General features: G+C 66.0%; 17 protein-coding genes. All 17 read right to left on the bottom strand.

Translation table 11 applies throughout. The annotated features are described in order from the left end of the window. Window position 1 precedes the first annotated feature (1 nt). The gene (locus ADL22_RS12350) at window positions 2-2548 is read right to left on the bottom strand and encodes a carbohydrate-binding protein (protein ID WP_159048630.1); all 2547 of its coding nucleotides are present in this window, start codon (window positions 2546-2548) and stop codon (window positions 2-4) included. A 191-nt stretch (window positions 2549-2739) separates the two neighbouring features. After that, a complete protein-coding gene (locus ADL22_RS35270; protein ID WP_066977148.1) occupies window positions 2740-3564 on the bottom strand; it encodes a hypothetical protein in 825 nt (274 codons plus the stop codon). Continuing rightward, window positions 3564-5078 carry a baseplate J/gp47 family protein gene (locus ADL22_RS12360; RefSeq protein WP_066977150.1) on the bottom strand — a complete coding sequence of 505 codons (1515 nt, stop codon included), beginning with the start codon at window positions 5076-5078 and terminating at the stop codon, window positions 3564-3566. Before ADL22_RS12360 ends, ADL22_RS35270 begins: the two co-directional genes overlap by 1 nt. 64 nt (window positions 5079-5142) lie before the next feature. Continuing rightward, window positions 5143-5544: a GPW/gp25 family protein gene (locus tag ADL22_RS12365; protein WP_066977152.1), complete on the bottom strand. Its 402-nt coding sequence runs from the start codon at window positions 5542-5544 to the stop codon at window positions 5143-5145. Further along, on the bottom strand, window positions 5537-7660 hold the full coding sequence (locus ADL22_RS12370; protein WP_066977155.1) for a phage baseplate assembly protein V: 2124 nt from the start codon (window positions 7658-7660) through the stop codon (window positions 5537-5539). The genes ADL22_RS12365 and ADL22_RS12370 overlap by 8 nt, the downstream gene beginning before the upstream one ends. Further along, window positions 7657-8832: a hypothetical protein gene (locus tag ADL22_RS12375; protein ID WP_066977158.1), complete on the bottom strand. Its 1176-nt coding sequence runs from the start codon at window positions 8830-8832 to the stop codon at window positions 7657-7659. The genes ADL22_RS12370 and ADL22_RS12375 overlap by 4 nt, the downstream gene beginning before the upstream one ends. Beyond that, on the bottom strand, window positions 8822-9100 hold the full coding sequence (locus ADL22_RS35275) for a hypothetical protein (protein WP_159048631.1): 279 nt from the start codon (window positions 9098-9100) through the stop codon (window positions 8822-8824). The genes ADL22_RS12375 and ADL22_RS35275 overlap by 11 nt, the downstream gene beginning before the upstream one ends. Window positions 9101-9107: 7 nt before the next feature. Next, window positions 9108-9821, bottom strand: coding sequence for a hypothetical protein (locus ADL22_RS12380; protein WP_066977161.1), 714 nt, complete (start codon window positions 9819-9821; stop codon window positions 9108-9110). Continuing rightward, window positions 9821-12982 (bottom strand): NlpC/P60 family protein, encoded by a 3162-nt coding sequence (locus ADL22_RS12385; protein ID WP_066977164.1) that lies wholly within the window; start codon window positions 12980-12982, stop codon window positions 9821-9823. The genes ADL22_RS12380 and ADL22_RS12385 overlap by 1 nt, the downstream gene beginning before the upstream one ends. A gap of 143 nt (window positions 12983-13125) precedes the next feature. Next, complete coding sequence (locus tag ADL22_RS12390) at window positions 13126-13971, bottom strand: hypothetical protein (protein WP_066977167.1); 846 nt, start codon at window positions 13969-13971, stop codon at window positions 13126-13128. A gap of 14 nt (window positions 13972-13985) precedes the next feature. Beyond that, window positions 13986-14564, bottom strand: coding sequence for a phage tail protein (locus ADL22_RS12395; RefSeq protein WP_066977170.1), 579 nt, complete (start codon window positions 14562-14564; stop codon window positions 13986-13988). A gap of 11 nt (window positions 14565-14575) precedes the next feature. Further along, window positions 14576-16141 carry a phage tail sheath C-terminal domain-containing protein gene (locus ADL22_RS12400; protein WP_079064066.1) on the bottom strand — a complete coding sequence of 522 codons (1566 nt, stop codon included), beginning with the start codon at window positions 16139-16141 and terminating at the stop codon, window positions 14576-14578. Between the two features lie 14 nt (window positions 16142-16155). Next, window positions 16156-16755, bottom strand: coding sequence for a hypothetical protein (locus ADL22_RS12405; RefSeq protein ID WP_066977176.1), 600 nt, complete (start codon window positions 16753-16755; stop codon window positions 16156-16158). 63 nt (window positions 16756-16818) lie between these two features. Then, window positions 16819-17358: a hypothetical protein gene (locus ADL22_RS12410; protein ID WP_066977179.1), complete on the bottom strand. Its 540-nt coding sequence runs from the start codon at window positions 17356-17358 to the stop codon at window positions 16819-16821. Continuing rightward, the gene (locus tag ADL22_RS12415) at window positions 17355-18173 is read right to left on the bottom strand and encodes a hypothetical protein (protein WP_066977181.1); all 819 of its coding nucleotides are present in this window, start codon (window positions 18171-18173) and stop codon (window positions 17355-17357) included. Before ADL22_RS12415 ends, ADL22_RS12410 begins: the two co-directional genes overlap by 4 nt. Further along, window positions 18173-18775, bottom strand: a complete 603-nt coding sequence (locus tag ADL22_RS12420) for a phage tail fiber protein (RefSeq protein WP_066977184.1) — start codon at window positions 18773-18775, stop codon at window positions 18173-18175. The genes ADL22_RS12415 and ADL22_RS12420 overlap by 1 nt, the downstream gene beginning before the upstream one ends. Then, window positions 18772-19074, bottom strand: coding sequence for a hypothetical protein (locus ADL22_RS35280; protein ID WP_159048632.1), 303 nt, complete (start codon window positions 19072-19074; stop codon window positions 18772-18774). Before ADL22_RS35280 ends, ADL22_RS12420 begins: the two co-directional genes overlap by 4 nt. Window position 19075: the final 1 nt, after the last annotated feature.

Below are 19075 nucleotides of genomic sequence, written 5' to 3' on the forward strand. Positions count from 1 at the left end.
GCTACCTCTTGATCTCGGCGAGGCCCACGTAGCTGCCCGTCGTCTGGGGGGCGGAGGGGTAGGTGTAGCGCGCCAGGTCAGTGGTGTTGAAGTCGTCGTTGTTGGCCTTTTTGACGACGATCAGGCGGTCGCCGTCGTAGGTGAGGATCAGGCGGTCGCCGTCTGCGAGCGGTGGGTAGGTGGCCAGCTGGTCGGCCTGGTAGCCGCCATCGGTCTTGCGGATGCGGTAGAGGCCGTCGCGCGCTGCGATGGTGAAGTCGCCGCCGTTGCTGGTGGCGTGCACGGCCAGGCCGTGCAGGGCGCTGGGGTCGGTGGGCCGGGACAGGACGGTGACTGCGAGGCTGACGGGTCCGGTGGGCTGGGGGGTGAGGGCGGTGGTCAGGTAGGTGCCATCTGGTGCAGGAGCGGGGGTGGTACTCAAAATGCCTGCCGCGACTGACCACGTACCTCCGCGTGTTGTCCACTTCTGGGCGGAGGTGCCGACAGAGGTTCCTGCCAGGTCGTTGAGGTCGACATCGAACGGGTCTCGAAGGGCCGCGGTTGTTGCTGCGGTGGCGGTGAGCTGGGGAAGGGGGCGTCCGGTGGAGTCGTACCACCCGATTTCGCAGGCCAGGTTGCTGATTGTGGTGCCGCCCGCATAGCGGGCGTGTACGGCAGCGGTAATCAGCTCCGTAGCTGCTCCTGCGAATGCCCAACTTCCCTGGTCGCTCCCCGAGTTCGCGGGCTGCTCGCCTTGGTTTGCGGTGATGGCCTCGTAGCGGGCGCGCCCGTGCGCGACGATCTCTCCAGGCTGGTAGAGGCGGTCCGGCGTCCAGGCAGAGACGCGAGGAAGAGGCACTCCGGCGGAGGCCACGAGCGCCGGGTCGGGGACGCCTTGGTCGGTGGCCAGCGACGGCCGCCAGTAGTCCTTGGCCTGGCCCGGCGCCTGCCCGGAGGAGGCGGTGGCCACCGCCTCCCAGGTGCGTCCCTGGTAGGTGACCAGGTGGCCGACGCGGTAGACGGTGGCCGCGTCCCAGGGGCGAGCCTGCGCGGGGGCGATCGAGGCGAGGGTGTAGGAGGCGGCTCGTGGCGCGGTGGCGGCGAGTGCGGTCGTGGCGTACTGGCTGTGTGGCCCATCAGGTGGGGTGATGCCGCTTTGGCTGCCCAGCGTTCCAGGCACGGTCCGGGCCGCTGTGTCGTCTGCTCGCAGCCACCAGGTGGAGGGGTCGAGTGTGGCCGGGGTCGTCTCCAGTCCCCAGTCACGTGGTGGCGCGCTGACCTCCTCCCAGAAGATGCCGCTGTCTGGGTGTCCGGCAGGAGGCACCGGCGACAGACGCTGGTCGGTCGGTGTCAGGCTCAGGGTGTTGATGCCCAGTTGCCAGCCGCTGGAGGCGACGTTGGCGCCGCTGACGGCGATGCGGATGGCGTGGTCTCCGGCGGCGAGCTGGCGGCGGCCCAGTGTGGCGGTGGCGGTGGACTGGGTGCGTGCGTAGCCGTCGATCGTGCGCAGCGTTTCGCCGTCGATGGCGATGGTCCAGATGCCGTAGCTCGGAGCGGTGGTGTACACCAGGGCGATGTCGTAGGTGGCGGCGGTGTCGACGGTCAGCTTGAGGGTGAACGCGTCGCCGTTCTTGAGGTTCCTGCCCAGGACTCGCGTGCCGAGCTTGTCTGTCTCAGCCACGACTGTGCCTTGTGTCTGGGTAGTTGTGGGCGGCAGCAGGCTGGTGGCGGGGATGCGTCGGGCGGAGGAGCGGGCGCGGAAGGTGCGGCCTCCGTAGGTGACGTACTCCCCCGCTGCGTAGCGCACGCCCGCAGACCAGGAGGGCAGCGCCGGATGCCACATGCCTGACTGGTCCTGGTCTGCCATGAGGTTGGGGCTGGTGTGGATATCGCAGTCCCAACCCGTCAGGTCGTGGATGAGCTGCCGCAGGCCCGCGTCGGTGCCCTTCGCCCGCGCGGCACGGCTGGCGTTCTCGACTCGGGCACGACGGAGCTGGGGCCGGGCAGACAGCGGTTGCTCCAGGCCGAGCATGTCGGCAGCACGCTCGGTGTAGGTGCTGGAGGTGGTGTGCTGGTCGTGGAGCCTGGTTGCGAGGTCGATACGGCCTTTGGCGGTGTCCAGCGGCTGGCCGAGCACGGTGAGGAACGCGGTGAGGTCCTCGTTGGTGCCGCTGTTCTCCGTGGTGATCTCCTGGGGCGCGGTGCGGTACGCGGGCGGCAGGAGGGAGTACATCCGCTGCGCGTAGCGGTGGTCGGCGACGGAGAGTCCTGCTGCGGCACCGGCTCGGACCCATTCCAGTGTGTTGGTGGTGGCCCGCCAGTCCTGTGATGCGCTGGAGGGTGCGCTGCCGCTGGTGGGGCGCTGGCAGAGGTAGGTGGTGCCGTTGTAGGTGACGCAGTCGCCGACGCGGTAGGAGGCGGCGGCCGACCAGGCTGGGTAGGGCACGGAGACGTACAGCGCGTAGTAGTACAGGCGGTCGGGCAGCAGATCGGTGTCCAGGTAGGTGGTCACCAGGCCCTCGTGTCCGGTTTCGTAGAGCACCGTTCCGTCGTCTGCGTCGCCGGGCACGCCGAAAGTGTTGCGGACCAGCCGGAGCCGGGTCCAGGAGTCCTCCCGTGACGGGGACCAGGTGACCTGGATTTGACAGGGGGCGACGGATTCTGCGGTGGCAGGCTCGACGCTGTACTCGACACGGACATCGGTGCCGTATTTGGACTGGGCGTAGAAATCGAGCCCGTACTGTGCCATGGAAGCTCCGGTCAGGGGGTCAAGGGATCGGCGTCCCAGTCCGGCCGGGTCACCATGTCCTGCGGCAGCGCCCGGATATAGGTGAACCCGGCCCAGGTGAACACGGTCTGCGGGCCGATCGGGTCGAACAGATTGGCCGCCGGGATGCGCAGGTTGCCCATGTGCCGGATCTCCACCGACAGCTTCTCGCCCTGATACCAGGGCCCGGAGTACACGGGGTTGTTGCGGTGGTATCCGTAGATGCCAAGCGGTGCCGAATCGCCGTCGGTGGCAACGTCCCTGGAAACGCCCTCGATGTTGACGCGGGTGTACATGGCATGGTCGGTTGATTTTGTCTGGGGCCGCTTGGCGGGCACCCACATCATCGTGCGCACCGAGATGATCCACCATCCGGTCTTGGGGCACGTCAGCGTGTACGTCGGCTGCTTAGCCATCCCCAGCGGATCGATGACCGCCCGGTCGAAGAGGATGGGGTGCCAGTCCTCGACCGGATGATTGGGATTCCCCTGGTTCACCGTCTGCGGGATGCTGGTGCCCGAGCTGCGCAGAGAGCAAACCGGCAGGTTCCAGCCGGTCTTCGCGGCGTCGAGCAGTCCGTCCTGGTAGTAGCGCAGCCGCTCCTGTTCGCGTTGGATGATGTCCAGGCGGGAGTCGACGGTGGTGTAGGAGACGGTGTTGCCGTTGGCGTCCAGGTATTCGGTGGGCATGACTCCGAGCGTGGAGCTGATGCCTGCTATCTCGTCCTGGATTTCGTTGACGTGCTCCGCCATGACGTAGTCGCGCTGATTGGCGTGCTGGGGCCACCTGCGGATGGCCTTCGGGTAGTGAGAGGGCATCAGAATCCTCCGTCGGTGACGAGGTACAGGTCGCCCGGCACGGGGATTTCCCAGTCGCGGCACAGGATGTCCTGGGCGCCGGTCTGCACGCCGTCGGCCCTGGCGAAGAGCGGGACCTTCACGTATTCGACGCCGGGCAGGGAGTCGAGCATTCGGTAGACACGGGAGATGGGAATCGTCTGCCCGAAGGCGCTGCGTGCGTCGGAGAGCAGCTCTTGCAGCGCGCGCCTGCCTGCCCGCGCGACGTCGGCGGCACGGTGGTTGGGGTACAGGCCCAGGATGATCGGGCTGGCTTCGCTGCCCATGTTGACGCGGACGAGGTCGCCTGGGGCGACCGTGACGCGTACTCCGGCGACGGCTCGCTGCTGGAGGTAGCGCTCCACGCGGTCCAGCAGCTCCAGGGCCGGGGTGGCGTTGGCGGCGCCGACGACGCGGACGGTGACGGAGGTGGTCTGGGTCGCCAATGCCTTGGCCTTGGCGATGCCGGGCACGGCCAGGGCGAGGTCGGCGTAGTCGCGTAGCGAGACCGCGCGGTCCTGCGTGCGATGGGCTCTGGGTGCGTTGGTGCGGATCGATTCCAGCGATTCGGCATCCCGGCCGCCGGTCATGGCGCTGCTGGTGGCGATGTAGACGCCAGGCAGCGCATCTGCGATGTCGATGAGTTGGTTGGCGGAGATGTTGCCGACAGTGCCGCCTCCGGTGCGGTACGCGGCGTGCAGGGCCTGCCCTGCGGCGGGGACGGCACCGGCCAGGCCGTCGCCCAGGACGATGATGGTCTGGCCATCGGCGGCGGTGTGTACCTCAAACACCAGGTCAGTGGGGCCGCATTCCAGGAGGCTGTCGACGCGGCGCCAGGGCACGGCGTCCTGGGCGGTGGAGACGTACAGGCGGATGCTGTCGTGCAGGGCGGGGCCCTCGGCAAGCACCAGGCGCTGCTCCGGCCGCCCGGTGGAGGTGCCCAGGGCCTCGGTGAGGATCTCCTGCTGCTGCGGTGTGTCCCGGGCGATCAGCAGCGGTGTGATCCCTGCGGTTTGGCCCTCAGTCACCGGGATGCTGGCTGAGCCTCCGGCTGCGGCCAGGGTGACGGCGGTGGTCGTCTCGTAGATCAGCGGACGGTCCAGGGCGTCGATGAACGCGGTTGTGATCTTGGTGCCCGCAGGGACGGTCACGGCAGTGGCCTGACTCGCCTCGGTTGCCAGGACCACGGTGCCTGCGGCGGCCGTTGCCACATCGGGGGTGTAGCCGAGCATCCGCGCCAGGTCCATGATGGACTCCCGGCGCGTTGCCGTCGGCAAGAACGCCTCGCGGCTGGCCGCATCGAGGTAGTAAGAGAGGATGTCACCGAGATAGGCGATTTCCTCGATCAGCGTGACGCCGAAATCAGCGGTCGCGCGGCCGGTCCATTGGGGAAATACCTGCGTGGCGTGATCGAGCATTGCTGCGCGCAGGCTCGCGAAATCCCGGGCGGTGTAGTCGATGACGGCAGGGACAGCTGCGCTGGTCTGTTCCGCCACGAAGACTCCTGTCAATGATCGTCATTTCGACATGCCCATTTTGTGCCAGGGCCTGGGTGTTGTATTAGTAGGTGTCGACCCGGCCACCCGGTCGGACAACGATTTCCTGGGGATAGGTGACAGTTTCTGGGCTTGCATTGGTGGTGCCGATATCCACCAGCACGTCCACGATTCCCTCCGCGTCGTCGTTGACGACAGGCCGAGCTGCGGAGACAACGGCTCCCGGCTCCCAACGAGCGACCGCGTCCTGTACCGCATGCCGGAGCGCCTCTTGTGTGACCGGGTCGTTCGGCGCGAACAGGAAGGGCCGCAGGTCCGTGCCGAATTCGGGCTGCATGACGCGCTCAGATGGCGCGGTAGCCACCACGGCACGCACCCGCTGCGCTGTCTGCCGGTCGGGGTTGGTGACGCTGGCGATTCGGCCGGAGGCGTCCACGGCGAAGGGGATGGCGAGCTGTTCAGACATTGTCGTATCTCCCGTTGAGCGTGGGTCCCTTGTACTCGATGGACATACGGATATTCGTTGCCGTCCCGGTCTGCCCAGCACGTAGCGCCAGCGTGATGCGTGATCCGGATTTCAGTGAGGCAAGCACTGTTCCGGTGGCCCCTTGCGCCACCGATGAGACCGATTCCTGAGACCAGATCCGGAATTCCGTGCCGCCAGCGTTCACCCACATTCGGTTCTGGGTGAGCGACTGGCCCCAGCGGCAGCTCACACTGATCTGGTACAGTCCGTCTCGGGTGGTATAGATTCCCATGGTGTCCTGCGAGGCGAACATTCCTGTGTCCGTCTGGGCCAGCACAGATTCCCAGGCGATGTCGGATGATGTCGGCGATAGGGCGAAACTATCTGTCTGGGTAACGATGTAAGGCCGCTTTTCTGCGACGGTCATCCACCGCCCGTTAATGCGCACCTGCGCGATTTCAGCGTCATTGAGGATGTAGAGATCGCCGTCGGCCGGATTGAGGACGTCACGTACCGCAGTAGAGGCCACGGCACGGATCCGTGCGGTGTGCTCGGGGAGGGTGCCGGGCCGTGCGGCGTTGCCCGGACGGACTGGTTCGACGGCCAACTGGCCCCCCGCGATGACGGCGAGCTGCTCGCCGTTGGGGTATGTCGAGTTGGCGTTGCACCAGTAGCGGGGGGTGATGGTGACGGTGGAGCCCGGAGTCAGCCCCTGGAGGAGATGGCGTTTCGTCGCAGCCAGTCCCCATGTTTTGCCGGAGATGGTCACGGCCTGCTGGAGTCCGTCACCGCTCCATTCGTAGTCCCCGCTGACGGACCAGCCCAGGCGCATCTCGGCCGTGTCGGAGACCTGGTTCCACAGGGTGGCACCGATGCTGACCAGGAGGCTGCCGGTGGCGGGCACGGTGGTGGTGATGGGGGCCCAGTCTGTGGGGGCGTAATCGGTCCAGGTGCTGGTGGCGGCGTACCGGGGGGCGGGATACGTCAGCAGTGTCTGCTGGACACGGGTGTCCTCCCCCTCGACCACCGGCTCGACGGCAAGCTGTCCAGACTGCGCCACGAAGGTCGTCACGGTGGTGCTGCTGTCTGTGCCATACACCGGGGTGATGCGCACAACCTCGCCTGGCACAAGGCCAGTTATAAGCGTGCGCCGGGTGGCGGCGGAGACCGCGGAGGCGTTCACGCTGGTGATTTGTTTGTACAGGTGGGACCAGGTGTCTTTCCACCCGGTGCTGCCGCTGAGCACCCAGGAGTACCACAGGTCATCGCCGACGGTGGCTGACGCCGGGGCGATCTTCCCGGAGATGGACACCCACATTTTCCCGGACGCTGGGACCACCGCGCGGATGCCCGCGAGATCGTCAACGGGGAACGGCGTGTAGGACGAGGCCAGGTATTTAGGCTGCCGGGACTGGTCGGTGGTCACCGGCATCACCGTCGCCGCAGGAACAGGCTCGACGACCATCTGGCCACCGGAGATGATGCGGGGCACGTACGCGGCGTCAATGTTCGCATGGGAATAGGCGGGCCGAATCTGCACACGGTGTCCCGGCGGCAGTCCCTGCACCAGATGCCGACGCGTAGCCGCGATAGTCCCCGCCTCATCAACGCCCGGCACTCCGCCCTGACGATGCAGGCTCACTCGACCGGTGTCGACGTACAGGTAGGCGCGGGTGTCCAGGTCGTAGACGCCCCAGGAGATCGCACACTGCGCACCCGGCCGACCCCCCGGATTCAACCGGGCTGACAGGGAGACGAAAAAGGCACCCGACTCCGGCACGACGGTATTGATGAACGGCCACTGAGCCTCGTCCCAGAGGTAGAAACTGGTGCCGTTCAAGGGCCGGGGGGCAAGGCGCTGGGCGGATACCAGTGGCTCAATCGGCTCGTAGTCGCGCTCCACTACGTCCGGGTCGGCTACGTAGACCGGGCGGGCCTCATCGCCTCCCTGATACGTGACCCACACCAGCTCGCCCACGGCCGGGACGCGCCCGCGCACCGCAGGCTCCGCCCACAGGGTCAGGGCCTCTCCGGAGACCTGGGGCACCTGAAGGCGGACGCGTCCTCGCAACTGCGGGTCGGTCGTGCTGGCCACGACCGCCTGGTACGTGCTCATGCTGCGCCTCCGATGTACTGGGCGCACCAGCGCTGCTCGGACAGGACGGTGCTGGCGGGTTGAGGCAGGGGCAGCCGGTGCGCATCCAGGCCGTCGGGCCGGTTGCGGCCCAGCACGAGATCGGTGACGTAGGTGCGCTGAGAGGGTTGGGTGGGATGGAGGGTCAGGCGATGACTGACCTGGCGGATCATCCACGTACCCACCGTGTGCGGACCAAGGCCCGCTCCTTGGAGCCAGATCTCGGTGCCGACCTTGAGCCGGGCGTCCCCCCGTACGCTGGCGTTTGCCGATACCCACAGTGCGGAGGCGGCGGAAGCGGCGCTCACGCGTTCCTCGGCCTCGGCGCGGGAGTCGGCGGGGAGCGCCGTGGCGTATGTCCGGTGCGCCGCTGTGGCGGAGCGGGCGTCGACGCTGCGGGACAGGTGCCGGGTATGGCGGTTGTAGGCATACCCCTCGATCCGAGTGCGGCGGCCACCGCCGGGCTCCAGCTCGCCGTGGAGGGCGTCGAAGGCATAGATGGTGTCGTGCAGGCCCGGCAGCTTGGTCAGGTGGGCTGAGGGGATTGCCTGGCCCCGGCGCAGGGTGGCCAGCGGGGAGGTGAGGTAGACGGTAGTGGCATCGGCGACCAGCCGCAGGCCGTACTCCTGGGCCAGGTCGCGCAGGAACGCGAAGTCGCTCTGGGCTGACTGCATCTTGGTCAGGCGTGTCGGCGTTCGCTCGGTGACGCAGGCCAGCTGGTAGTGGCGGCATACGCTGCGGGCGAGAGCGGAGGCGCTCGACATCTGCCAGGCGAGACTGCGCTGGGACTGCATGGTGGTGGTCGGGCCAGTGAGCGTGTAGGTGACGGTGACCTCGCTGTTGCGCTGGAGGCGGGCGTCGTCCTGGCCGGTGGTGATGCGGTAGGAGTGGACGTACCCATAGAGGTCTGCCTGTTGGTGTGGCCCGGAGCCGTAGCGCAAGTGCATCGGCGTACCCTCTGGCTGCACGATGCCGGAGGAGAGGGCCCAGCTGCGGATGCTGTCCGTGCGGGGCACGCTGATGCGTATGGAAATCTCCGCCACCTCGTGCGTGGCCTCGGCCTGGTGCACGGAGATGTGGGTGATGTAGTGGCGGCTGGTGGGTACGTTTGGATAGATGATGCGTGCGTGGGGCGCAAATTCCTTAATCGGCATGAGGAATCCTGATAGCAGTTCCGGGCGCTATTTCTGTCCAGTCCAGGATTTCCGGGTTGACCTCAGCGATGCGCCACCATTGCGTGGGGTCGCGATAGAACTCGGTAGCCACGGTGTCCACGCGATCACCGTCCTGCCACCGGTAGGAAATTGCACGCACGCGCAGTGTTTTCGGTGGGGCTGGGCCGAGGACCTGGCGCGTGGCTCCCGCAGCATCAGTGACGATCTCGACTGGGTGGTCTGCATAGCGGGAGCCACTGTTGATCATGTTTCTCCTATTTCGGCTGAGGGAGCCCTGTCATCGTAATGCTGAGCGACAGGCGTTGAGTAGTCATGTCCTGTGTCCAGTGCACCCATTGGATCTCGATATTGCTGATGTACCCGTAGTAAAAGAGGGCCCGGTCCTGGCCTCCGAAAAACGCGGTGCACGGCCGCATCTGCATCGGACCGGTCACCGTCTCAGGGACGTCTGACGTATCCGGTGAGGGCGCACTGTCCGGATCACTGCTCGACCCGGCCGAACCGCCCGTTCTGGAAACTGAGTTGATCCCGACCAGGTTGTACAGCGCATTCACGTCGTACATCACGCCATACCTGGACTGTGGGGTGTCCCGCCTGGCGAGGACGTCATACGTCCGGTCGTAGAAGAGGCTGAAAGAGCAGGAGGAGTTGATTGGCAGCAGCGCGGTCCCGGTATCCGACTCAGCGCGCTGCCAATCCGCCGGAGTAAGGTTGGCCTGGTCCAGTCCATGGCTCATCGACACCGTGGACGGGTTGTAGTGGAATTTGAGGTAGTACGGCTTTTCCTTCTTGGGAAGCCCACGGGTGTCGCTGACAATGTAGCCCTGCGGAAAGGTTAGGTAGTCGTCCTGGCCGCTGCCAACTCCCCCGCCCCACCAGCCGATTCCTCCCGCCGGGAGCTGGCGAGGGTCTACCGCCCCGTTGCTGTGCTGACGAGCATCCAGCTCTTTGTGAATACGAGAGAACACTAGACGCCCATCCCGATCTCCCTGATGCGCTTGTCGGCGGCAATCGCATCGACGATTTGTCTTCCCGCCTGCATGGCCGTACTGCTGCTCATCGCACCCTGCACGGTGATGCTGATCGACCCGGGCCCGAACTGCACTGTCACTCCCCCACCTGAGTTGGATGCCCGCTTCGGGCCTTCAAGCGCCGCGGCCGTGGTGGACCGCACGGGAATGGACTGCTGCATCAGCGCGTTGCGGATTGTCTGTGCGGTGCCTTTCGGCAGGATCATCTCGCCCTTGTGCACCTGGGCGATCTCGTCCTCCGGCAGATCCCACGCGCCCACGGCGTACCCCTTGGGCGGCCGGTCCGGGTCGGCCTGCTGGACCTTGCCGATGCTGCCGTAGCGCGCCTTGATCCAACCGATGGCGGCAGCAGTCGACGCTGCGGGGTCCGTACGGTCATTCGGCAATGACTTGGCGCGGTACGCCGCGAACGTCGACCCGATGACCTGGAACAGCCCCACCGAGGGGTCGCCATGCTGGGCATTGGCATCCCAGTCGTTGCGGGCATCCTTCCGGTAGCCCGACTCCCGGTAGGCGATGGTTGTCAAACCCCGTGCCCAGGCCGCCCCGGAGACCCCCTTGGCGGCCATGCCACGCTGAATCGCAGCCCTGACCCAGCCCGGCGGCGGTGGGACCTTCGTGTACCGCCCGTTGATGGCCCCCCAGGAGTACCCTCCGGAATCCGCAGCGGCACCGGCATCTTCACTTCCGGACCCGCCTTTCTTGGACGCCCCGGAGCCGGATGGGCCGCGACCACCGGAAAACAGGGACGCGGCCAGCGCCTCGATTTCGCTGACGCTTCCATAGGCGTTCGTGATAGCCCCGGTCGTGCTGGCTCCGGTGGCCGCCGGATTGTCGTTCCCCGCGCCTGCTTCAGCAGACGTCGATCCCGGCTCGTCGGAGGCAAAGGTGTCCCCGGCACCGGAGACGACCCGGCGGACCGCTATGTACCGCCCGAAACGGTCCTCGGAGTCAACGCGGATTTTCTGCCCCGTGCGCGGCGCATGCACGATTTTCCCGTTGCCGAGATACATCACCACATGTCCCGAATTCGGGAACATCAGGTCGCCAGGCTTGCGGTCCTCAAACGCGACGCCCTTACCCGCCTTCAGCTGCTCGTACGTTGTACGCCCCAGCCGGACACCGACCTTACTGAAGGCATACTGCATCAGCGAACTACAGTCGAATCCAACCGTTTTCGCACCCTGAGCAAATCCCCGAGACGGTCCCTCCGGCCCCCCGCCGCCCCACGAATAATCGACACCGATCTGGGACAGCGCCGCCTTGATTGCGGGATTTGCGCTGCCCTGATGCAGATTCGCCCGGGTCTTCGCGCCGCCCCCGGAGCCCCCCGATGCTCCCCCGCCAGTGGAACCACCACCAGATGCACCGCCGCCGATGAGACCGCCGATGCCACCAATAACGCCACCGGCCACCGCCCCTACTCCGGTACCGAGCCCGGGTATGACGCTTCCGGCCGCGGCACCAGTAAGAACGCCTAGCCCGGCGCCCTTCAGAGCCCCCGTCAGGCGCCCGCCACTGCCCGCGTCCACACCCTGGTATCCGCCCACGGTCTGCTTGACGCCAGGCAGCTCCAGAATGGCGTTCAACGCCTCTTTGAAATCAATGACGGCATCGGTGGCCGACTGCATAGCCGGACCGAACGCGTCCATCATCTGCGAGTCGTGACGCCGCTCCTCCCCCTCCTTCCGCTTCTTCTGATTGAGGAGATTGTCGACGTCCAGGCCGCCCTTTTGCAGCTTCCGGCGAGCGTCCTCCGCTTTGTCTCCCGTACCGCCCGCATCGCGCAGCAGCTGCTCGTAATCGGCCACCGACCCGCCAGTCTGCTCCCGCCAACGCGCTTGGGACTGAATCTGGGTGAGACGATTCTCCACCCACTCCTGCCCCAACCCGAGTTGCCGTGCCTGCGCCTCCAGCGTGGTGCGCAGCGACCCGCCCTGCTCGGACGCCGCCAGGACGTTCTTCAACCGGTAGCCGCGCTGGAACACCCTGTCCAAGATGTTCTGATTGAGCTGGCCCTGCGATAGCCGCTTGCCTCCCGCTCCGATGGTCGGGCCGAGCCCCATCACCTGGTAGAGCATGGACGCCTGCGGCGTGTACATCGCCGTCATCATCCGCGCGGAATCCGCCACACCCATCGTCGGGTCCAGCAGCGCATACCCCGACGCCTGCTGATGCAGCAGACGCCGCTCCACCTCGCTGCGCCCCATGCCAAGACGCCGGTCGACCTCGAACAAGCCGCTGTTGAGGTCTTCTGTTGACAGCGCGGTCGACGACTGCATCGCCGCATTGCGGAGTCGGTTCTTCTCCGACCAGTAGCCGGACTTCGGGTCGCCCCACGTGCTGTACGCGAACGCGGCGTAGCGATCCATCTCGTACGCCTGGTCCGTCATGTGGTCGACGCGCGACCGTATCTTCCCCGCGCCCCAGGACACCGCGCGCCCGGCGAGTTGCCCCAGTCCAAATGCCAGGCGCGGTGTGTCGATGGCCCTTCCAGCGCCGTCGGGCTGTCCGGCGCCCGCGGTCGGCGGATACGTCGGGCGAGGCGGAATGGCGCCTGCGCCACCGAGCCGGGCCGTCACCCGGGCACGCGCACTGGCGTCCGCCCGCTCCCGGTCCTGCCGCGCCCGTTCCTGGGCCTGGCGCATCGCCTGCTGCTGAGCCTCAGCGGCGGCGGCCCGCCGGGCGTTGGACTCCAGGCGGTCACGGTGCGCCTGGTCCCGCTGGCGACGACGTTCCTCCTCCTGCTGACGGCGCAGGTCAGCCGCCCGGAGAGTCGCCTCATTCTGCTGGGCCCGGCGAGCCTCCATACGCTGCCGCATGATGGCTGCCGCCTGCTGGGTCGCTGTGGCCCCAGAGCCGGGCAGAGAGCTGGTCTGTGCAGTTCCGGCCGGGCTCGGCTGATTCGCGGAGGGAAATCCCCCCCAGCCCATGCCGGACCCCACTCCGGTCGGCGTCATCCCGCTGAGCGCGCGATTCAGGCGGCCGATGTTGGTTCCCAGTGTTTTGATCTGGCGCTCCAGATCATCGACCTCGTGCTCCAGCCGGTTCACGCCGAGCAAGCGCCCAGCGATATTGGGCTCTCTACTGGACGCCATGCAGTGCCTCCTTCCGCTCCTTGTGCCACAGCGCGAGGTCTCGCCAGTAATGACGCTCGCGGACCGTCAGAGCCTTGATCTCGCTCGGTGGCCAGCGATAGGCGAAAACCAGCGATTCGATGTCGAGAAGTGTGGCCTCGATGTCACAGGTCCAGAAACGCATCCGCCACCGAAATCGGCAGCGGAATCTCCTCTCCGCAACTTTCATGGGTGACGGACACGTCGGTGAGCTGCGGGCCGGGAGCGTGGTCGGCCAGATACATCAACAGGGTGCGCCGGTCGGCGATACCCAGGCTCTGGGCGAAGGCCGCGCCGTCCTCCACGGGTGTCTCCCCCACAGCGGTCACACACCGCTCCAGCAAACGGGAGTTGACCCGTGCCGGGGTTGCGTCCCTCTCCGTCAGGACGAACCTCTGATCTGCTCCCGTGGGAAAACGCACCCGGGCGATCCTGCCATCGCGCAACGTCACCGTGGGCTCGCCCCCGGGCAAGGCACGCTGCTCGACCGTGGACAGATCGATGGTCACGTCGATGAGCGAGGTGCAGCTCGGGCACTTCACTCCCTGGATCTCCAGCGGGCTACCGAACGTTGCGACGCGGATCGCCAGAAGCAGGCTGTCGCGGTCACCGACGAGCATGTCCTGGAGCTGCTCGTCGGTAGGAATCTTCGACCCCAGAGCGGCGACACCACGGCGCAGGATGGTGTCGAAGAACTCCAGTGAGTTGCGGTCCACAGCCGCAAGAGCTTCTTCGTCGGCCCCGGTCAGCTCGCGTACGCGTGCCTCGCGCACCAGCTGGCCGTCAATAGTGATCCCGACAGGGAGCAGGGCCTGCGTGGGATTGGGGCGCGGCGGGCTCGGGGCGGGCCCGCTGCTCTCGGCCAGGACCTGCTGGATCGCACGGTTGGCGGCAGCGGCGTCGGTTACGGGGTTGATTGCGGGGGCAGCGGACTGGTCGAAGGTCCAGTCGTAAGTGAGGGGCTCGGTCACTGGATTCCTAATTCCTAGAGGGTGGCACTCGACTTGGCATTCGGGGCGACCTTGAAATCGAACCCCTCGTGCGCGAGTGTCATCTGATGCACGGCGTACATATTCTGGCCCGCATCGAGGTCACCGAACGCCACGCTCGTCGGCCACGCGTTGTACACCCGCCACACGGCCTGAACTTTTGCGGGCGACTTGGTCACCGGGTGCTCTATCAGCATGATGTCAACAGTGGCACGGAAATCGGTGCTGGTGTCGTAGGTCTTCCCCACGCCTTGCATGACGTTGAACAGCTGGCCCATCCAGTCCAGGAGCTGCTGATCTCCCGGGCACAACCCCTTGGAGAGCGTGATGGGGCTGAAATCGCTCTGCCCGGGGAGCTTCTGGGTGGACACGTTCATTCCACCGGTGCGGTAAGCGATCACGTCAGTGGTCGAGCTGAGACCGGACACCGCCATGAAGCCAAGCTTCGGGTAGGCCCCCTGTAGCCCCTGCGGTCCCGATATCTGGACGTGGAATTTGAAGGACCGCAACGGGTCCGTGGATATGGAGGCGAGGCTGGACCTCTGCTCCACTGTCGCCCGGGTCTTACCCGCCATAGCCCACTCCTTTACTGAAACGCCTCGGACGAGGTACTTCCGCCCTCGAACTGACCGATGTGGATCGCGATGAATTCCGCTGGGCGCAGCAGCGCCAGTCCGATGTCAATGTGGACCTCGCCGTTGGCGACTGTCTGCTCGGTGTTATTTGTCTCGTTGCACACGACTCTGAAGGCAGTTTCAGGGCTGCCGCCCTTGAGCTGGCCTGCCTGGGTCATTTCGGTCAGCCGCTGCGTGATGATTGTGGTCAGCGACGCCCAGAGATCCGGAGTGTTGGGCTGAAAAACAGCGTAACCAGTCGACTCAACGAGCAGTTTCCTCACATGGATAAGGAAACGCCTCACAGCTATGTACCGGTCTGGATACCCCGCCTTTATCGTGCGCCCGCCCATTGGGCAATAGCCCGCGCTCGGTACGTAGCGAATGATGTTGATGCCCGCCACATTCAGCTCATCGAGCTGTGCATCGGTGAAACGGAACTGGGCGCTGAAGACCCCGCGGAGCACGGCCTCCTCGCCCGCAGGAGTTCGGTGCGGCCCATGGGCGATGTCGAACCGCGCGAACTGGCCCATCAGCGCGCCCCCGGGGGGAAGCAGGCGCGTCGCACCCACAGCTGCTACTGCGGGATCTGCTGTCTGAATCCACGGTCCGTAGACAGCCGCATAGGAGGAGGCGCGCAGCGGTGCCGGAGTAGTTCCGCCATTGACCAGTGGGCTCAGTTCTCGCATCTTGGCCAGCGCCACCTCGGTCGGCGTGCCGTCAGGGACCTGCGGGGTGTCGACGATGAGGAAGGCGTACGCGTAGCGCTCGCACCAGTCGATGACCGGGTTGAGGACGGCGGCGTCGGATACCCCGGGGAGATTGATGTTGAGAGCCGCGTTGGTGGATTCGAGTGACTGCGCGGCAGCCGAAAGGTCCGGTGCGGCAGAGCCGTTCGAGCCGCCCGCGAGCGGCTTGTCGACTGTGACGGCGGGCGTGTTGTCGGTCGTCCACGCAAGGGGCCCGAGGTAGGCCAGAGAGATGAATCTGGATCCGCTGTCGGGTGCGTTGACGAGCGCGATAGCGTTTCGGGTGTCGGTGGGGTCCAGACTGACGTCGGTGTAGCGCTCAACGAGGCCGCCAGCGGTATCTCCAGCCGTCTTCACCGTCAGGGTGAAACGGCCAGGAGCCGTACCCGCATCGGTCACGCTGACCGTCAGTCCGTTGGCGAAAGCGCCCGGCGCGGTCGCGGTCACGCGCAGCACGTCCTTGGGGCTGGAGTTCTCACCCCCGGACTGGCGGTCCTTCAGCACCAGTGACGCCGTTTTCGCATCTGCTGAGACTGCCCTCACGACATAGCAGGCTCTTCCCCCGTTGACGAAAAACTGGTGCACGGCGAACGGAAGCATGGAGTCGGCGCTGAACCCGCCGTACAGTGACACGAATTCCGCCCAGCTCCGAATCAGCGTCGGCTTGGACGGTCCGAAATCATGGGCTCCCACAAAAGCTGCAATGAATTCCCCCGCCGGGGGTTCATTCACCACGATTGGATTCAGTGTCTCATCGACGAAGATTCCTGGACGCTTGTACGTGGCCATGCGGCTCCTTAGCACTACGGGACCTGCGCGTCGTGCAGATCGGTGATGACGGTCTTGACCGGCGTGGGAGTGGACACGGCCCCGAGGACCTCACTAGTGACGCTAACGAGGTAAGCGGCAGTAAGGAGGCGCTTTTGATGCTCGTCCCAGCCTATGTGAAATTCTGGCCCCTCTAGTTCGAGGCTACGTACAGTGCCGTCCTCGGGGACTTCCAGATAACCGAAGCGCACAGGAAGAAGGTCCACGGAGCTGAGTCGAGCGACCAGGTCCGTAAGATGCGCCTGCTTCCGGCACAGCACATTGACCTGGTATTCGATCCGGTATGGAATGGGATTGTCCGTGTAGTACGGAGAAGCCGCCCCATCAGCCATGCCGGGCCAAGGCGCGTAGCCCTCTGGCGCATAGCCGAGCTGCACAACACCCCGGGCTTCTCGACGCGGGTCGCGCACAGCGCGCGTGCGCTCCAGGACAATGAGAGGGAAAGTTTGATCGGCCAGCTCGCTTTCCGGATAGGAGAACCGCACCCCGACAGGGGTCTCCATGGAACCGTCTTTCACACTGAGCCCCTGGAGCTTTCGCCGCAATGCGGCATCCTCGTTCAGCAGCCACGGCATCGATTTGACCTCTCAGAAACTCCGACAGGTCCAGATTCACATCAGATGTGCATGCGGTGTTAGCTAGTCATTCTGGCGGACATGCCGCGAACCGAAACGCCGGTAATCGTCGAAAATGGAATCTGCCGTGATTTCATCAGGCATGATTTCGGTGAGCTTCAGCGAAACCACGAAATCGTGTCGCCTCAATCGGCCCAGAGCCTGGAGGTCGTCGATCCGGTGTAGACACCCGTCATAACCGATCCAGTCACTCAGATACCTGCGGGTGTCGATGTCTGGCTGACTGATGCCGACTCGGGCGAGCTGCCGCGCGGCGGCCGTCACGTACAGCGGAGCCACCTGGTACAGGCCCTGCGCGGTGCGCTCGACGGCGCCCTGGTCGCGAGAGACGTCCATCACTGGCACCGTGATCGGTGGATGGTAGGCCCGGCCTCCGGGAGCTGCGCCCTCGTCGTAGACGTCGTGAGCGTGGGACTGCGCTGGCGCGGCCCGGAACCACGAGACGCAGTCGCCCTTGCGGTGCTGCCAGGCACGCAGCCCGGCGTCGATCCGGGCCGCGTGGTATGCGGTGCTGAAGCGCCCGCTCTTCCAGTCGGCCCTCATCCGGTGAGCCCGCTGATGATGGGCGATGCGATGCCGGAGGGGTCTTCGTTGCGGCGGTCGATGGGCGGGAGCTGGCGCGTTGGGTAGGCAGAGTCGTCGTACTCGCGCGGCGTGAAGATGGGCACGAGACGGTTGTTGTACGGAGAGACGCGGCGCAGTGTCGCCATTTCGATGCGGTAGAGGCCCACGTTGAGCTGCTGACACAGGTCCCGGTATCGCGTCTCCAGATTCTCAATCTGCGCCATAACCTGGGTGTAGATCTGCCCGCGGGCGACGTGCGTGCCCTCTGCCGTGTGGATGTCGGGCTCCATGGAGGCGTCCGTCGCCACCGCCCACAGCACATTGACGGCCGCCAAGACGGCCAGCGGCAGCTCCTCGATCTCCGGCAGCGTCGCCAGGGTCACCGGTTCGTCCTCGTACCGGTAGAACCCCTCCGCCGACCGATACCGGACCGTGACGACCCGGTCGGAGCAGTGCTGGAGGACCGCGTCCTGGAGGTGGATGACCAGCTCCTGGTCGTCGACCATGCCGCCGGATCGTCCCTCCACGATCACCACGGCGCCCAGCGGCAGCGGTCCCAGACCCTCCCGGAAAATGACCCGCCCTTCCCGGGAGAGCAGGGTGTAGTCCGTACCAGCGGCCAGCTCACGGCTCTGACCGCCCTGGACAAGCAGAGCCTTGGTGATGGTGACGCGTGTCTGGGAGAGGTCGTATTCAGACAGCTCGCCCGTGCCGGTCAGCACATCGCGGAACTCGCTGCCGAAATCGCCGAGCAGCGAGCGGACCCGCGCAAGCATCTGTGCCTGATCAGCCATCAGCCCACCCCGCAGGACAGGGCCCCAGCCCTGATGGACACCGACTCCCCCGCATGCACCTCGTGCGGGTCAGTCAGCTCGATGACACTGACGACCCTGCCGGACCCGTCTGACGCCGCCAGCGTGACAGCGACGTGCGTGACGCTGACCGCCGCACCGCTCGGCAGCAGCGGCCCGAAAACGATCTCTGCGGCGTTCGCCGCCGCGCTGATGCGACCCTGGTCGTCGACCCCTATCTCCCCCAGCTCCAGCAACTGCGGGAGATAGCCCTCAGCGTCGATTTCGCTCTGCGCCAGCGTGGCCAGCGTGACCGTCCGCCCTGGATCGCTGGTCAGCAGATGCACGTGCCGAGCCACCTCCCGAGGCGGGACGGCGCCAACCTCGGCCTTCAGTGCGGCCAGACCCTCCGGTGTGGAGGCCGCCGCGAGCAGGTCCTCCAGAAAGCCGCGCGGCAGGCACCTCATCAAGGCGCCGCGCTCGGGAGTCACCGCCCAGGCCGTGTGAAGGCAGTCGCTCACCACCGCCGGGAGGTCCGGTGCGGCCACCATGGCACGCGTCAGCTCCACACTGGTCTGAACCGGGACGTATGTCGGCACCGTCACTGCACCTCCTGGGCAATCTCGTCAGGACTGGGAAGTTCGACCGGCGGCGGATCAGGGTCCGGCTGCGGATCGGGCGGCGGCACGACAGGCGGCGGGGTGTACTCGGAGAAGTGCTTTTTGAAAAACGTCTGCGAGTACCGGATCAGTCGAGGGGGCGGTGATGTCCTGCCAGCAGGGAACGAGAAAATGACGCTGCCATTGGCGACGGAAATAACATCCACGACGCTGCCCGGCTCCAGCCGCCCATACCCAATACCAATGCCGTCAGAAGACGTCAGCTGATACGAACGGCCTGCCATA

This window comes from Streptomyces sp. NRRL F-4489, assembly GCF_001509485.1.
GTDB lineage: Bacteria > Actinomycetota > Actinomycetes > Streptomycetales > Streptomycetaceae > Streptomyces.

Coding starts and splice junctions, on each gene's coding strand:
- ADL22_RS35270 (WP_066977148.1), bottom strand. CDS start 3,564: ATGCCCTCTCACTACCCGAAGGCCATCCGCAGGTGGCCCCAGCACGCC.
- ADL22_RS12365 (WP_066977152.1), bottom strand. CDS start 5,544: ATGTCTGAACAGCTCGCCATCCCCTTCGCCGTGGACGCCTCCGGCCGA.
- ADL22_RS12370 (WP_066977155.1), bottom strand. CDS start 7,660: ATGAGCACGTACCAGGCGGTCGTGGCCAGCACGACCGACCCGCAGTTG.
- ADL22_RS12375 (WP_066977158.1), bottom strand. CDS start 8,832: ATGCCGATTAAGGAATTTGCGCCCCACGCACGCATCATCTATCCAAAC.
- ADL22_RS35275 (WP_159048631.1), bottom strand. CDS start 9,100: ATGATCAACAGTGGCTCCCGCTATGCAGACCACCCAGTCGAGATCGTC.
- ADL22_RS12385 (WP_066977164.1), bottom strand. CDS start 12,982: ATGGCGTCCAGTAGAGAGCCCAATATCGCTGGGCGCTTGCTCGGCGTG.
- ADL22_RS12395 (WP_066977170.1), bottom strand. CDS start 14,564: ATGGCGGGTAAGACCCGGGCGACAGTGGAGCAGAGGTCCAGCCTCGCC.
- ADL22_RS12400 (WP_079064066.1), bottom strand. CDS start 16,141: ATGGCCACGTACAAGCGTCCAGGAATCTTCGTCGATGAGACACTGAAT.
- ADL22_RS12405 (WP_066977176.1), bottom strand. CDS start 16,755: ATGCCGTGGCTGCTGAACGAGGATGCCGCATTGCGGCGAAAGCTCCAG.
- ADL22_RS12410 (WP_066977179.1), bottom strand. CDS start 17,358: ATGAGGGCCGACTGGAAGAGCGGGCGCTTCAGCACCGCATACCACGCG.
- ADL22_RS12415 (WP_066977181.1), bottom strand. CDS start 18,173: ATGGCTGATCAGGCACAGATGCTTGCGCGGGTCCGCTCGCTGCTCGGC.
- ADL22_RS35280 (WP_159048632.1), bottom strand. CDS start 19,074: ATGGCAGGCCGTTCGTATCAGCTGACGTCTTCTGACGGCATTGGTATT.